Origin of the sequence: Vibrio sp. OPT41, assembly GCF_015163595.1 — a bacterium.
Lineage (GTDB): Bacteria > Pseudomonadota > Gammaproteobacteria > Enterobacterales > Vibrionaceae > Vibrio > Vibrio alginolyticus.
This window is the reverse complement of the sequence record NZ_JADDYH010000036.1, coordinates 61,552-76,357: the sequence shown is the minus strand read 5'-3', so window position 1 is coordinate 76,357 and position 14,806 is coordinate 61,552. Positions and strand designations below refer to the sequence as shown.

The window sequence follows — 14,806 nt, the reverse complement described above, 5'->3', positions numbered from 1 at the left end:
TTTATTATTTCATCGTCACTTTGCCGCCAATCATTTTGTAAGCGGGGGTTCCTCTTACTAAAGTATCTCTTGCAAACTCTTGTCCGCAAGCGGGGCAAATACATGGGGTTTGTGTGAAATCGTCAACAATGCGCTCTTTGAAGCATTTAACCAGTGCGCCTTTCCCGCCTTTACGGTACTTAAATAGTTGAGTTTTACATTTAGAGCAAAAGATATCGACGGTTTTCGTCGGTTGTTTTTTATTCGGTTTCGCCATGGTTACTTTCTATATCCGGTTTGACCCATACATTATTAAAATCAAACCAACCTAAGGCATTACACTTTGCATTTTGTAACGCACCGCTGTGGTCTTTATTCACGCCTAGCCAGCAGTGAAACATAGGAATCACCTGACAGCTTTTTACTAACTGTCGTCCTAGCTCACGCGCAGGAAAGTCTGTGTGCATGCCGGCACGCCATTGATCGACAAGTTTAGCCCATTCACTAAAATCGTAACCTGAACTGAACTTCTCAATATCACTGTAATCCAGGAGCCAGCCCGCCAACGCGTCATTTCGGTTCGTTGCAATGCCCATAGCTTTCACCCAGATATCCACTTCCTCCGGTGCGGGCGGTTGAGAATCATAACGAATAAACTCAACCTCTATACCGTGCGGTTTTAAGAGTGTCTTGATGGCCTTGGCAACTACTGGAAACATCGGATGCTTTTTCTGATACGCTACGGAAATTACCTTATTAGCCTGTGGTACGCTGCCCGCTTCTGCTGGCCTAAGATCAATCCAACCAGGCTTAAGGCCAAAGGCTTGCAATACTCCCAGTTCCATCACTTTATCTTGTGGAACATGCGAGTAAATCTGGTGACTGTTGAGGGTTTGCGAGAGGAACTCTGCCCAACGTGGATCTTTTGCAATCCCGGTGTTTTTGTTTAGTAATAGGAATGTACAGCCAGGGTCCAGCTCGACTTCATCGGATGAACCTTGTTTATCCATCTTCGGCTTTGACAGGCTTGGATAAACCATTGAAGAATAGGCTTCATCGATTACCCACACCTCCACTTGGTCAAGTAAAGGGCGAAAACCAAAGTAGCCATCAAAAGCAGTCAAAATAAGACGCTTATCATCATTCATTTTAACTTGGAACGGCCCTGTCCCTATCGGTTGTCTATCGAAGCTTTCAGAACGCAAAGCACTCGGTAGCAAAATTTTTGCTTGCGACTCACTCAGAGCCAGAGGAAGGTAGCGATCAGGACGGACGAGCTCAATATCAACGGTCCACTCTTGTGGTGAAGACACCCGCTTTATGTGAGAAAACAAGTTCAAGCCATTTAACGCAAGCACACTCTCAAGAACACAACTGGTTGTTAACGGTTCACCATTATGAAAGCGTACTCCACGACGAAGATAAAAACGCCAATGTGTATCAGAAATTGCTTCCCACGTGTGGGCTAAATCTGGTTGAAGTTGTTCATTTTCATCAAGGCGAGTGAGTCCGCTAAAAATTTGTCTGGCGATGTGCTGTTCAGAACGCCGCATCGGTTTCTGCGGGTTTAACATCGACAATGGTCGATAATAAGGCAAACGCACGACCTGCTCGCCCTGCCGATGTTGAAGCCCTAAATAACCTTGGATAACCTGCGTCAATCGTGCCGCATCGTTATCAAGCGCATCTAGAGCCTGACCGATTTTCCCTTCATCGAGATAACGCCTGGCGAGGTTTTCGCTGACATCGCTTCGATTACGTTTAAAAACGAGTTTCGAAAGTTTTCCTCGACCCGCTGCCGGATGCCACTCAATCCAGCCCTCTTCTTCAAGTTTATTTAGAACAATACGAGCATTACGACGTGTACAAAACAACGCTTCGGTGATGTCTTCGAGCTGAACGTCCGTATCGTGACCGGAAAATTTTTCAAACAGTGTTTCGAACTGAACACGTAAACGAGGGCTACTCATAAAGAGGAAATTCTTATCTTGTTGTCGATAAGCTAAGTTTCCTCATTTTTACCAAAAAGTGCAAACATCACACTATAAATTATTGAATATCGATACCAATTTCTCGCGAAAGTTCAGCCAGTTGTTCCTCGTTGTCTAGCTTGATAGACCATTTACACTCTGCTCCATGAGATAAAACAACGTTCGCTCCTCTACCCAGCAACTGAATTGCATCGGTTTGCGCTTGCAAGGTTACCATTGCACTGCCGGAGAGCTTAATCACTATTTCACGCTGGGTTGCAATGATTTTTCCTAATGAAAACTCAATCACCATCTTAGTTTATACCGACTTTGTTTTGTGTTGTTTCACAGCGATGGTCAAGCGACTGGTACACACTAAACGGCCTCGCTCATCAGTGATATCGATTTGCCACACTTGCGTTGAAATACCCAGATGAAGCGGTTTTGCCGTACCAATCACATGACCACTTCGCATGGCTCGCACATGGTTCGCGTTAATATCTAAACCGACGCAGTAGCTGCCCTCATCGACAGAGAAGTTTGCAGCTAATGAGCCTAATGTTTCTGCGAGCACGACTGATGCACCACCGTGAAGCATTCCTAAAGGTTGATGAGTAAAGCTGCATACGGGCATGGTTGCTGTAAGGGAGTCGTCAGTGAAATCTGTATATTTAATTTGTAGGTGCTCGATCAGGGTATTTTTTGACGTGGCATTCAGAATCTCTATGCTTACGGGCTTTTTCCATATACTCATTGTTTTACTCTTAGTTTCACAAACTGGTTTGTTAGGTTGTAACGATGTGCTAGGAAGCTAGCATAGACGCTACTTGGGCATAACTTCAAGACGTAACATCTCACCTTCTTTATTAATCAGATGAATAACTTGATCCATGCATCATGTTACTATTTGGGTATATACTATTGCTTCAAAACAAAAAATTAAATGGAGCCTGTTATGAAGGTATGGATGAAAGCCTCTGCTCTTTTAACTATCGCGGGTTTAACGGCGTGTAGCGCATCACCGACGGGTCGCAACCAGATCCTGATGTTTTCAGATCAGGAAATGTCATCGCTTGGCGCTAAATCTTTCGAACAAATGAAGAAAGATATCCCAATCAGCAAAGATCGCAAAACGAATGCCTACGTTCAATGCGTTGCCAAACACATCACTGACACCATTCCCGCTCAATCTGGATTTAAAGACTGGGAAGTCGTTGTTTTTGATAGTGAACAAGTCAATGCGTTTGCTCTACCAGGTGGGAAGATCGGCGTGTATACCGGGCTTTTAGATGTCGCGAAAAACCAAGATCAGTTGGCAACAGTCATTGGTCACGAAGTCGCTCACGTCCTCGCTGACCACAGTAATGAACGTCTCTCACAAAGTCAGTTAGCAAATGCCGGGTTGTCTCTAGCAAACGTTGCCATTGGAGCTTCCGAGTACAAACAGTATCAACAAATGACGATGGCGGCACTTGGTGTCGGTGTTCAATACGGTGTTATCTTGCCATACGGTCGTACTCAGGAATCCGAGGCTGATATTGTCGGGCTGGAATTCATGGCAAAAGCAGGTTTCGACCCACGTCAAAGTGTCGATTTATGGAAAAATATGAGTGCTGCATCAGGTGGTTCTCAACCACCTGAATTCTTCTCAACCCACCCATCGCACAGTACGCGCATTAAAGATTTACAAGCAACCATAAATAAGCTGCCTGCGTATAACGCGAAAGCACCAAGATGTGGCTAATTCATTGCTACTATCGTCTACTATACTTAAGCTTGCCAAATAAAAAAGCTCCCTAGGGAGCTTTTAATGATTCTAATCAAGTGCCCAATATCTGTAGCGGCAAACTTAACAAACTATCTCCGAGAGTGGCAAAATACCAGATGATAGAAACAAAACCTCCGACAGAGACCAAGTACCAAGCCAGTGAGAATAGCTGCCCATAACGGGTTAATGGCAATAAATGGCTTTGATGTCGAGCTCTCCATTCCATCACCACTTCCAACATTCCCATTAACAATAAAAACCCTAGCAACGTCAGACCGAAATAGTAACTGATAAAAATGCCTAATAAAGCGGTCGCAATACTGCCAACTAACCCGACCCAAGTATTCATTGAGAAGGTAATACTTTTGAGCACATGGCCACCATCTAATGGTAAAATAGGCAGCAGATTAAATAGGTTTAGCAAGGCGTTAAACACAGCAAGCCCAGCGAAGATCACCTCACCAGTCATCCAATAAAGCAAAGTAAAAACAATACTAAGTACTAAACCGAAAAATGGTCCCATGATTGAGATAACCACATCCTGCCAGCGCGTGTTTATCTTTTCGTCACTTAGCGCCAAACCACCTAGGAATGGAATCAAATAGATTCCTTTGGTCTTCATTCCAAAATACTTCATCGCTCTAATGTGACCATATTCATGGAAAACCAAACAAGCGATCAACGCTAGCGCGAACTCGATGGAAAATAGCCAAGAATATGCAGCGAGACTTGCAGACGCTAACGCCACTTTAATAACTTTCGCACTTTTAAGTGCTTTCATCCCAAGAGATACGAGGCCTATTACACTTAAACGCTTTTCGGATGGTGGCGTAACTTCTGGCACTTGGCGCTCGATGTCTTTTTCATTTCGACAACCTTCATTGATGAGCTCACCGTTAATTGTGACCTTGTAACTCAATTCAAACGGTTGCCATGTTAAAGAACACTCCAAATGACAGTTCAGGATTTCCTCACCCGCAGAGAGCTTAAACTGGTGTAGACAAGTCTCTGCGGTATTGTCACTGGCATCGATTTGAGACACCAACGTATTATCCCAATATAACTGCTGCCACCCAGCCATCGATCCTTCGAGCCTTAGCGAACGACCTAAAAATTCAACATTCAGTAATTCCAATGCGGTTCCTATTGCGTCTATTGAATAACTACATAGCGAGCGCGAATTATGCCTGTGAAGTGAAGAAACCGCAAAGCGAGCTATCTCTTGATTTGATCGTTATTTAACTATAAAGCTCGCAAAACAATTCTGGTCGTACCATTCTCTTCAAAAATATAACGATAATACATGCCCTTACAAGCCATCGTTTGACCTATGCATCATATTTAAAACGCAAAATACGCTCAAACTTTGACAAGTTATTAAACATACAATTAACATTACATTTACATCACCGTTGTATTTCGCGTATTAACAATTGGTGTAAGTACCACACAACAATTACAAGGACTTCGGTCCAGCATTATGACACCCTAGGAGGGTCAAGGATGAACAAGAAGCACTGCTCTCTGCTTACAATTTCAATATTGTTTGCGTGTAATGCCCACTCAGCGGGCTTCCAGGTAGCTGAACATTCGGCATCTGGTCTTGGTCGAGCATTTTCAGGTGAAGGGGCTGTCGCAGATAATGCCAGCGTCCTTGCCCGTAACCCTGCAGCAATGACACTTTTCAAAGAAGCTCAATTTTCGGGCGCGTTATCTATCATCGACCCTGAAGTCGATGTGTACGACACTGTAAACAATGAACACGCGAAAGATGTCGCTCCTTTACAGATCGTGCCAGCAGGTTATTACATCAGCCCTATCAATGATAACTGGGCTTGGGGTATCGGTATGTTCACAACATACGGTGTTGCTACCGACTATCCAAATGATATTTCCGCAGGTGATATGGCGGGTGACACTTCCCTACTTTCAGTAAACATCAACCCTAATGTCGCTTACCGTATCAACGAGTCTTTCAGTGTCGGTGGTGGTATCAACCTCGTATACGCTGAAGCAGAGCTGACTCGTCACAAAGGCGCACTCGCCGGTATTTTAGGTGGTAATAAGTCCGATAACCTTGTCGGCATGGAAGGCGAAACTTTCGCTTGGGGTTGGAATGTCGGCGCTTTATTTGAGCTAAATGAAAACAACCGTTTTGGCTTTGGCTACCGCTCTAAGGTTGATCTAGATTTTGATGACGGTGAGTTTAGTAGTTACGACTCTGGTCGAGCTTCATCACCAAAAGTTGATGGCCGTTTAAAAATCTCTCTCCCTTCAATTATCGAATTATCGGCTTTCCATCAACTGAATGAACAATGGGCTGTACATTACGGCTGGCAACAAACCGACTGGAGCACATTTAAAGAACTAAAAGCGACCAGTAACGAATGTAATGACGGAGTATGTTTCTTTAAACCTGAGAAATATGAAGACAACAATCGCTACTCCATTGGTGCAACTTACATACTTAATACAGACTGGACATTCCGTGCAGGCTTTGCGTACGACGAACAAGCAGGTGAAGCGACATTGAGTATCCCTGACAGTGACCGTTTTTGGTACAGCGCGGGCCTAACTTACGCAATGAGTGAGAATTTAACTTTCGATGCAGGCTTTGCACTTGTTAAGAGTAAATCAGGCTCTTTCACTGAGACAAATGCTCTGGGTGAAGAGATTAAGTTTGACTCAGAAGGTACTGCTTACATCAGCGCGGTACAGATGAACTACACCTTCAAATAATGGGATTACGGAGTAAACCAATGAAACACACGTTTAAATTATCAATGCTTTGTTCTGCAATCCTTCTTGCTGGTTGTGGTGATGATACCTCCAGCTCTGGTACTTCCGACAAAGTTCAATTTGAAGATGAAGTCCAAGCATTGCTTGATCGCGAAACATCCATCAGTTTTACGCTTCAAGGAGCGAACGCAGATGTACCGGCACCGTCTTACTTATTAATGGACACAAGCGATGGTACGCTTGGTCTGCCAACTGATGGCGATGATGCTTTAACCAACCCTAGAGCCTCAATGAACACGATGGATGGATGGTCAACGTCTATGCCAATCGTTCTTAACTTCAACGGCGACGGTTTTGCAACGGGCATGCTGTCGTCTGGTGTTAAAGTCATCAAGATTAACCAACGCTTAACCGAGTGGGACGGTAAATCTAACCCAATCGAAGAGGTACTCGTTCAGAATCAGGACTACGTAGTTCAAGCAAAAGGTAGCTCTCTATACATCCAGTTCTTGGCTGCACTTGATGAGTCAAGCGAGTACATTTTTGCGGTTACACAAGATGTTACTGACGTGAATGGTGAGCCAATTGGTACATCAGCAAGTTATGCGACTGGTAAATCGAAAGAAATCGTTTATGAAACTGGCGACCTTGCTTCTGTTCAAGCAGTCACTCAGGCGGTTGAAGGCATTTTTGGTCTAGCTCAAGTTAATCCTAACGACATCGTTTACTCCTCATGGTTCAGTACCCAGTCTGTAGGTGATACGTTAGCGGCAGTCAAAGGAGTAACCGCTACTGGTTTTTCTACTGGCGCAAACACACTAAATACCGTTTACAAAAATGACTCAAACGAAGGTTCAGTAGACTTATCAACGGCCTACACAATAACGCTCGGTGAAACCCAAGACTTTAGCACTGCGCTAGACTCTGACGATGACTTTAGTAAATACATTAGCGATCTAGACGCAGCTAAAACGGCAATTAAAGGCCTTTACATGCAATCAGGTGCCGATGTAAGCGTGACACAAGGTGTGGTAAGACTGCCTCATTACTTGGAAAAAGGCGCAAGCTGGAACATGCAACCAATGGTATCTGCGATGCCAAGCCTAGCGAAGCTAAGCGCAGCATTAGCGGATCCGAACGAGCAAGCAAACATGGTTCAGCAGCTATCAACAGGCGTTTTTGCAAATGATCCTGTTGATGTGACAAAGCTTGCTACAGATCCTACAGAGCAGCTAAAACTTGTTGGAGCTAAGCTTACTCTTACCGATGGTACCCAGCTTGATAGTGAGCGTATTATTACTCGCTACTCGCCTGTTCCCGTAGTGAAATCGGTTGAAGATGTCGAAGTACTGGTCTTCACACCTAAATCTGGCGTCGCGACAGACGTTGTGATTTATCAACACGGCATCACCTCAGCGAAAGAGAATGCGTACGCGTTCGCGTTCAATATGGTAAAAGCTGGTGTGGCAGTTATCGCTATTGACTTACCTATTCATGGTACGCGCAGCTTAGATGAACAACGTTCCGCAAATGCGAATGTACTGGCTTATCTAAATCTTTCCAACTTAGCCGTTGCGCGTGACAACCTACGTCAAAGTGTTCTGGATGTGTTAGGTTTGCGCGCTAGCTTGGTAGTATCTGCTCAAGGCGGTCTTTTAGCTGGAGGTCCTCTGCAAGGCTTCAACCCAATGACGGGTTCAAAAGTCAAAATGCTAGGTCATTCACTTGGCGGTATTGTAGCTACATCTGCCGTCGCAGCAGCAAACAATACATTGGGCAGCCCTTCTGCGGATGCGCTGTACACCTTTAGTTCTGCATCAGTACAGAACTCTGGTGGGCAAATTGGTAATTTGTTACTGGGTTCAGACAATTACGGCCCTCAGATCAAACATAACCTCGCTTATGCAGCATCAAAAGACTATGCGAATTACGCTGATGCATCATGTGCGGATCTAGAAGATAAAACATGTTACGAAGCTTTTGAGGCTGCGGCAACGGAAGCTCAAGTAGCAGCGCTAGAAGCAGGTTTCTCACAATTTATCTATGCAGCACAGACTACACTAGACACTGTCGATCCGTTCACAAACGCTTCAGATTTAGTGGCATCTGGCTCGCTAACGACACCATTCTTTATGACAGAAGTGGATGGCGATAGCACAGTACCAAACAGCGTTCCAAATGCACCATTCGCGGGTACTGAACCGCTTGCTAATAAGCTAGGGTTGAAGACTGTGAACAGTACGGACACTACTGTGAATGCAACTGCGAGCTTTGTACAGTTTAATGCTACTGCATCGCACAGTACTTTTGCTTCGCCAAATGGCACTTTGTCTGATATTGATCATCATGTAGAGATGCAGATGGAAAACACTGACTTCTTAATGGATGACGCACTAACAGGTGTCACTAACACTTCTGTTTTGAAGTAATCGCAACACCCTTCCTACCAAAGCCCAGTTTCTACTGGGCTTTTTCATTTCAATTGTATTCAAACCCACTCATATTTCCTCTGCTATAGTTAAATCGATGTCTTTGCCTAACTCACTTGTTTAAAAGGAAAACTCTATGCGCGTATTGACTGTTATTGCCACTGTATTACTTCTTGCTGCATGCGGAAGTAGCCAATATCTGATGTCGACAAATGAAGGGAAAATTATTACCTCTTACGGTAAACCAGACCTGAACGAGGAAACGGGTATGTACGAGTATGAAGACATGGATGGTAAAGAAATGAGCATTTCAAAAGAGCAAATTGTCCAGATTGTCGAACGTTAACGACAGGCCCTCTGTAAATTAGAGGGCTATGTTCTAGCCACCCTCTCTCTACATTTACCTCTTTTAGGCTTGTAATCGTTGTAGAAATTGACACAACCAATTCATAAGCCAAAACAATTAATAGTGTCTTTTATACTTCCGTATTATTTATTTAGCGAATATTTTACATCTTCACCTTAATCAGGTTGGAGTATTGTAAAATCTAGTCTTTAATTCGCTAACACCCTTTTATTTCTCAGGATAAAGTGGATAATACCGCCACAAAATAACATTACTAAGGTGAGTCCTTATGTCTATTGAAGCTACTCTGCTTGCGCGCTGCGAGTCAAAATGTGAACTGTGTTCTTCTGAATCTCAACTAACTGCATACGCTGTCCCACCTCACGGTAATGTGACGGTTGATACTGCCATTATGGTTTGTGATAAGTGTCTGGGTGAGATCGATGAGCCAAAAGACATTAACCACTGGCGTTGTCTAAACGAAAGTATGTGGAGCCAGGTTCCTGCTGTACAAGTGACTGCATGGCGCCAACTCACTCGCCTAAACACAGAAAGCTGGGCTCAAGATGCTCTTGACATGATGTACATGGAAGAAGAGCAAATGAACTGGGCAATGAAAGGGATGTCTGCTGACGATAAAACTGTTGACTGTAACGGCACTGAACTTAAGAAAGGTGACGATGTAACAGTAATTAAAGACCTACCAGTAAAAGGCACTAACCAAGTAATCAAACAAGGTACAGTGATTCGTGGCATTAGCCTTGGCGATGATCCAAAGCTAGTTTCGGGTAAGGCAAATGGTGGTCAGTCGATGTACGTGATCGCAGAATACTGCCGCAAGAAGTAATATCGCACTTCAGTCATGTCAAAACGGGGCACCAATGGTGCCCCGTTTTTCTATACAACACTTAATCTACTCTCATGTCTACCTCCTCTAGAGTGTTTCTTTTCTAGGGCGTAGGTTGAGTAGGCATGTTTTACAAATAAAAAAATACCGGCTCATAGGCCGGTATTTCTTACACTATTTCAATATTAACGGTACATACCGATGTCTTTTTGAATATGTGCTGACAAGTCTTCTGCGTAGTAACTGCGTGGCGCAGTGTTATCTACAAATAGAATGTCCAGTAAGTGAGCAATCAGTCCTTTGAAGTTAACCGCGTAGGTTTTCTTATCCATAGAGGTTGGTAAAGCTACATTTGTCATTTGCATTGCTTGTGCCATGATTGCCTCTCTTTAAAAGCAGTAGTCTGTTTAGTTGGTTGTATATTAGTCAGTTTCTTATTGTTTAAGAAATGACAAATTTTACCCATTCAAATTAGAATTTCTAATAAAACAAACTCATTACAAAACTCAAAAATACAAATGAATAATAACGGCATAAATAATCACAATTGCTGTAATTACATTGAATAACTGAACATTACCTGCATAATCGCCCCTTAAGCAACAACATATATTTAACAATATTTTTCGTTATTTCTTTTGATTTTAGTGCTTACTTTATATTTTTTGATTAGTAATATTAACGCTAGTTTGACGCTTCGCTTTATTTTTTAGGAGTGATGCAACCACTGCCGATGTCATCACAACAACTAAAAATGTGAGAGACCATGCTGTCGGAATCTCATATTCTGTTCCAACCAATAGCATTTTTACCCCGATAAACATCATGATTACTGATAATGCTGGTTTTAAGTATACAAACTTGTCTAACATTGCTTGAAGAACAAAGTACAGCGATCGCAAACCCAGTAATGCAAATACGTTCGCGGCTAAGACTAAAAATGGCTCTCGTGTTACCGCGAATATAGCTGGTATAGAATCCAACGCAAACATAACGTCCATTACTGCAATGACACCAACAACGATCAGCATCGGTGTTGCCACCCACTTACCAGCTTGCTTTAAGATTAAGCGATTTCCTTGGTAGTCATCTGTAACTGGCAATACCTTTCGAATCAACTGCTCCGGATATGGATTAACCTCTTCTGCTTCGCCTTTGTCGCGAGCTAGCTTAACACCCGTCCAAATAAGGAAAGCAGCAAATAAGTACAATACCCAGTGATACTGTGAAAGTAACTGAGCACCAACCGCAATCATGACAGCGCGTAAAACTAGCGCACCTATCACCCCCCAAAGCAATGCTCTCGGACGCAAATGCTCCGGCACACTGTATTGTGCAAAGATGATGGCAAACACAAACAAGTTATCCACGCTTAGCGACTTCTCTAGTAAATAACCAGTTAAGAATGAAATCGTTGCTTTGTCGTTCGTATAAGCGCTATGTGGCGCGTAAAAGTCCCAGAATAAATAAATAGAACCTGCAAAAACAAAGGCAAGCAAGAACCAAAAAACACTCCAAACGATGGCTTTTTTCATCGTGATAACGCCACCACGTGTTTGATAGATATCAAGCGTAACAAGAACAAGGGTAAATAAACCAAAAGCACCATACATCGCTAATGATTCTTGAAGAGGCACCGATTGGCTCAATTGGGTGGTATTTTCGATAAGAGACATATTTCCTCCCATGGCGGAAGGACTTCGTTTGGTGACCTTCCGCATACAATAACAACCAACAGCCACATAACGATTATGTGCTGCTAGTCAATGAATGCGTTGGTCTCGTTGAAGTGTTGACGTGAATAAACCACGTAACACCTTTACTTACCGGATAAGCTGATGCTTAACGAGATGACGATAAGTAAACTTGCGCTAACTACTCCCCAAACGTCGACATAATAACGCCGAGCGTCAGGCTTTCCAACAAAAAAACCTTGTCTTATCGAAATAAAATTCTTATTAAAAATCAGGAAGCACTATAAAAAGAAAGAAATGGATTCAACCACCTGAACTTTATTAAACAGACAAAAAGCAGCAAATGGCTCAAGACAAACTCTTCATTGGTTAGAGCCCTAACGGGGAAGATAGATACAAAAAAGGAGCATTACTGCTCCCTTTTGTAACATCCACATTCTTAGCAATTCAAAAGCCGCTTAGAGGCACAAAGTAGACCAGTGTTGACCAAATTGCGATCCAGGCAACCACGACTGCCGTATCTGCCCAATCTTTATTCCACATACTGCCATCCTCATCAACCCATGTAGTAAGTGGAGAGCAGCAAAATCAATACCAGTATCTATTATCGACGTCGCTTTGTGTAAAGTTTGTGACTTTGATTCAAACAGTTTGGCTCATCGGTCAGGAGTTCAATAAAACAATCAGCCATGGACAAACTGGTCACACGCCCTTCTCCTTTCATCTCCTGCAATGCGTCGTACCCCTCTTTCCCTTTCATCGTATAGGCAGAAGAAGTCCCTCGATACCAAACATCATCTTGAACACCTACCCATTGTTTGCCATCAAAAATCACTAATGATTGAACTCTTTCACCTTTTGGGGTATCTGCGTGGTACTCGAAGTTTAAATTGTAAGTGTACGGATAACTGCCAGATCCAGTGCCTTCTACGCCATTGTTGAGTGCATTATTTATCGCGCCTTCAAGTGCACGGCGAATAGCGCTGCCTTTTACATCGTAAAAGCCGATAGGAACGGCAAAAGGCAACAGTCGTCCGGCAATGTCTGCCACTGTGATGTTGCCAGGGTTCAAAGAGGTTCGCACGCCACCCGCATTATGAATTGCAAATTGAACGTCATATCCACGTTTGTTTAAACAGTGCAGAAATGATCGGGCAACGGAGGAAGCCAACTCACTCTCACCAAATTCATCGGGAATTCTCACATGACGCTTTTTGGTGTCAACACTAGCAATGACTTGTGACTGTAACTGCCTAACCTGAGGAATATATTTATCGCTCAGGATAGCTTGAGTTTCCGGGTGTTTCTTACAAACCACGACATTCGGTTGACCATGGATGAAGTCGCACGCGGTTTCGAATACACCTTGGTCGAGCTGTTGGTTTAGCGTCGAGTCCCAAAAAATACGTCGGCCAAGCAACAGTTCATTTTGTCCACTCAACATCGTTGCTTTACCGTGTTCATCAAACTCAATGACGCAGTGCCCCATTGTCAAAGCATGGAAACCCGCTTGCACCACATAGGTATCATTAATTTTGATACCGTAGGGATCGTCTTGTCCTAACCCTATTGATGAAAAATCACCTTGCAACCGGTGGCTGTGTCCACCAACAATTATACCAATACCTGCGACTTGCTCAGCTAACTCTAAATCACCTTCATAACCTAAGTGGCTCAGAAGAATAATATTTTTTATACCTGATGAATGGATTTGTTTTACGGTCGCCTTGGCGGTTTCAATTGCTGAGTGAAAAGGCGTGTCTGCATCAGGGTTTGCGATGTCGCTCATTTTATCTATGGATAATCCGAAAACCGCGACCCGCTCACCATGGAATTCTTTAACAATGTATTGAGCGCTCTGTGTATCCGGTTGGTAACTATATACATCCTTACAATCACTGATACGGTGAGGTTTTTTAAGTGATTCATTGGATAAATCCCAGTTGCCAGCAAGCAATGGGAACTGAGTACGTTGGCAAAACAATGCAACTGGCTCATTCCCCATATCTAATTCATGGTTACCTAACGCCATTGCATCAATCTTTAATGCGTTCAATAAGTCGGCATTGGCTTTGCCTTTAAATAGTGAGAAATACAGCGTACCTTGGAAGCAATCTCCGGCATGGAGGAACAACATCCCATGACCTTGGCGCTGAGCATCATCTCTTAACTGCTCGACTCTGGTTGCGATACGAGAAAAGCCGCCGGCGCTGACATAGGGCTCTAGCGTCAGTTCATTGTTTATCTTAAGCTTTAACTGTAATGACGTTGGTTCAAAGTAGGAATGTGTGTCATTGATGTGTGCCAGTTTGATTCTCACTGGCTTATGATTGTTATTCATCTTCATCTTCTCTTTTTTCATTCCTTATAATAATAAGAAGTGAATCATGACAGAATCATGAATTTTATGAAACTGCGATTTAGGATTTCATGTTTAAGTGATCACGATGCTGTCCCCCAGCTTTGAAAGCAAGCCTCGCTTGTAACGGTCTCTATTCAGTAAGAGGCTCTCGTAATTTTGTGAACTGAGCTTAACTCAAAAATTCCGAATTCATATATGCTTAGGAGTAGCAAAATAACTCTCGATAATTCAAATAATTGCAAGGAGGATTGAGATGAGACTAGAACGCATCGAAATCTCCGGGTTTAGAGGCATCAAACGCCTTTCACTCTCTTTTGACGAACTCACCACGCTTATCGGTGAAAACACGTGGGGCAAATCATCATTACTCGATGCCCTTTCCATCGCATTACCTGCCGATGGCTCATTGTATCAATTCAAACTGAAAGATTTTCACGTTGACTACTCAATTTCTCATCCACAAACACAACACTTACAGATCATTGTTTGTTTTAAAGCACAGGATAAAAACGAAGTAAAAGCGGGACGCTACAGACGCATAAAGCCTACATGGTGCACCAACGAAGATGGTGAGCAAGTCATTTACTATCGTATTAGTGCGTCTCGCGATGAGCACGGCATTAATACAGAGTACGCGTTTTTGGATCATAACGGCAAACCCAAAAAACTTCA

At 43.2% G+C, this 14,806-nt stretch carries 14 protein-coding genes; 6 read left to right on the top strand and 8 right to left on the bottom strand.

Going from position 1 to position 14,806, the window contains the following annotated elements; translation table 11 throughout:
* Window positions 1-4 precede the first annotated feature (4 nt).
* From IQP38_RS14670 to IQP38_RS14655, 4 genes are all read right to left on the bottom strand, one after another.
* On the bottom strand, window positions 5-256 hold the full coding sequence (locus IQP38_RS14670) for a hypothetical protein (RefSeq protein ID WP_005376334.1): 252 nt from the start codon (window positions 254-256) through the stop codon (window positions 5-7).
* Window positions 240-1,949: an SgrR family transcriptional regulator gene (locus IQP38_RS14665; RefSeq protein ID WP_017821931.1), complete on the bottom strand. Its 1,710-nt coding sequence runs from the start codon at window positions 1,947-1,949 to the stop codon at window positions 240-242. Before IQP38_RS14665 ends, IQP38_RS14670 begins: the two co-directional genes overlap by 17 nt.
* A 79-nt stretch (window positions 1,950-2,028) precedes the next feature.
* Window positions 2,029-2,262 (bottom strand): DUF3389 domain-containing protein, encoded by a 234-nt coding sequence (locus IQP38_RS14660; protein WP_005376338.1) that lies wholly within the window; start codon window positions 2,260-2,262, stop codon window positions 2,029-2,031.
* 6 nt (window positions 2,263-2,268) lie between these two features.
* Window positions 2,269-2,703 carry a hotdog fold thioesterase gene (locus tag IQP38_RS14655; RefSeq protein WP_005376340.1) on the bottom strand — a complete coding sequence of 145 codons (435 nt, stop codon included), beginning with the start codon at window positions 2,701-2,703 and terminating at the stop codon, window positions 2,269-2,271.
* Between the two features lie 201 nt (window positions 2,704-2,904).
* Here IQP38_RS14655 and IQP38_RS14650 point away from each other — a divergent pair, with 201 nt between their 5' ends.
* The gene (locus IQP38_RS14650; protein WP_017634168.1) at window positions 2,905-3,693 is read left to right on the top strand and encodes a M48 family metallopeptidase; all 789 of its coding nucleotides are present in this window, start codon (window positions 2,905-2,907) and stop codon (window positions 3,691-3,693) included.
* Between the two features lie 76 nt (window positions 3,694-3,769).
* Here IQP38_RS14650 and IQP38_RS14645 read toward each other — a convergent pair whose 3' ends face one another.
* The gene (locus tag IQP38_RS14645; protein WP_005376346.1) at window positions 3,770-4,798 is read right to left on the bottom strand and encodes a site-2 protease family protein; all 1,029 of its coding nucleotides are present in this window, start codon (window positions 4,796-4,798) and stop codon (window positions 3,770-3,772) included.
* Window positions 4,799-5,220: 422 nt separating this feature from the next.
* Between IQP38_RS14645 and IQP38_RS14640 the strand changes: the two genes are divergently transcribed.
* From IQP38_RS14640 to IQP38_RS14625, 4 genes are all read left to right on the top strand, one after another.
* Complete coding sequence (locus tag IQP38_RS14640; protein WP_005376347.1) at window positions 5,221-6,456, top strand: outer membrane protein transport protein; 1,236 nt, start codon at window positions 5,221-5,223, stop codon at window positions 6,454-6,456.
* Window positions 6,457-6,476: 20 nt separating this feature from the next.
* Window positions 6,477-8,885: a VolA/Pla-1 family phospholipase gene (locus IQP38_RS14635; protein ID WP_005376348.1), complete on the top strand. Its 2,409-nt coding sequence runs from the start codon at window positions 6,477-6,479 to the stop codon at window positions 8,883-8,885.
* 136 nt (window positions 8,886-9,021) lie between these two features.
* Entirely contained in the window at window positions 9,022-9,231 is a 210-nt protein-coding gene (locus tag IQP38_RS14630) for a YgdI/YgdR family lipoprotein (RefSeq protein ID WP_005376349.1), read from the top strand.
* 289 nt (window positions 9,232-9,520) lie between these two features.
* On the top strand, window positions 9,521-10,078 hold the full coding sequence (locus IQP38_RS14625) for a PhnA domain-containing protein (RefSeq protein ID WP_005376350.1): 558 nt from the start codon (window positions 9,521-9,523) through the stop codon (window positions 10,076-10,078).
* A 185-nt stretch (window positions 10,079-10,263) separates the two neighbouring features.
* Here the strand turns inward: IQP38_RS14625 and IQP38_RS14620 are convergent, their stop codons facing one another.
* The 3 genes from IQP38_RS14620 to IQP38_RS14610 form a co-directional block, all read right to left on the bottom strand.
* Entirely contained in the window at window positions 10,264-10,455 is a 192-nt protein-coding gene (locus tag IQP38_RS14620; protein ID WP_005376351.1) for a hypothetical protein, read from the bottom strand.
* A gap of 279 nt (window positions 10,456-10,734) precedes the next feature.
* The gene (locus tag IQP38_RS14615; RefSeq protein WP_062730983.1) at window positions 10,735-11,754 is read right to left on the bottom strand and encodes a TerC/Alx family metal homeostasis membrane protein; all 1,020 of its coding nucleotides are present in this window, start codon (window positions 11,752-11,754) and stop codon (window positions 10,735-10,737) included.
* Between the two features lie 622 nt (window positions 11,755-12,376).
* Window positions 12,377-14,119, bottom strand: a complete 1,743-nt coding sequence (locus IQP38_RS14610; protein ID WP_169628839.1) for a bifunctional metallophosphatase/5'-nucleotidase — start codon at window positions 14,117-14,119, stop codon at window positions 12,377-12,379.
* Between the two features lie 268 nt (window positions 14,120-14,387).
* Between IQP38_RS14610 and IQP38_RS26460 the strand changes: the two genes are divergently transcribed.
* The coding region (locus IQP38_RS26460; RefSeq protein ID WP_228010074.1) for a DUF2813 domain-containing protein at window positions 14,388-14,806 on the top strand (419 nt) is incomplete at its 3' end.

Bases quoted from the DNA above. Each gene is read 5' to 3' on its own strand.
- IQP38_RS14630 (WP_005376349.1), top strand. From the start codon at position 9,022: ATGCGCGTATTGACTGTTATTGCCACTGTATTACTTCTTGCTGCATGC.
- IQP38_RS14610 (WP_169628839.1), bottom strand. From the start codon at position 14,119: ATGAAGATGAATAACAATCATAAGCCAGTGAGAATCAAACTGGCACAC.
- IQP38_RS14640 (WP_005376347.1), top strand. From the start codon at position 5,221: ATGAACAAGAAGCACTGCTCTCTGCTTACAATTTCAATATTGTTTGCG.
- IQP38_RS14665 (WP_017821931.1), bottom strand. From the start codon at position 1,949: ATGAGTAGCCCTCGTTTACGTGTTCAGTTCGAAACACTGTTTGAAAAA.
- IQP38_RS14655 (WP_005376340.1), bottom strand. From the start codon at position 2,703: ATGAGTATATGGAAAAAGCCCGTAAGCATAGAGATTCTGAATGCCACG.
- IQP38_RS14625 (WP_005376350.1), top strand. From the start codon at position 9,521: ATGTCTATTGAAGCTACTCTGCTTGCGCGCTGCGAGTCAAAATGTGAA.
- IQP38_RS14645 (WP_005376346.1), bottom strand. From the start codon at position 4,798: ATGGCTGGGTGGCAGCAGTTATATTGGGATAATACGTTGGTGTCTCAA.
- IQP38_RS14635 (WP_005376348.1), top strand. From the start codon at position 6,477: ATGAAACACACGTTTAAATTATCAATGCTTTGTTCTGCAATCCTTCTT.
- IQP38_RS14650 (WP_017634168.1), top strand. From the start codon at position 2,905: ATGAAGGTATGGATGAAAGCCTCTGCTCTTTTAACTATCGCGGGTTTA.
- IQP38_RS14620 (WP_005376351.1), bottom strand. From the start codon at position 10,455: ATGGCACAAGCAATGCAAATGACAAATGTAGCTTTACCAACCTCTATG.
- IQP38_RS14670 (WP_005376334.1), bottom strand. From the start codon at position 256: ATGGCGAAACCGAATAAAAAACAACCGACGAAAACCGTCGATATCTTT.
- IQP38_RS14615 (WP_062730983.1), bottom strand. From the start codon at position 11,754: ATGTCTCTTATCGAAAATACCACCCAATTGAGCCAATCGGTGCCTCTT.
- IQP38_RS14660 (WP_005376338.1), bottom strand. From the start codon at position 2,262: ATGGTGATTGAGTTTTCATTAGGAAAAATCATTGCAACCCAGCGTGAA.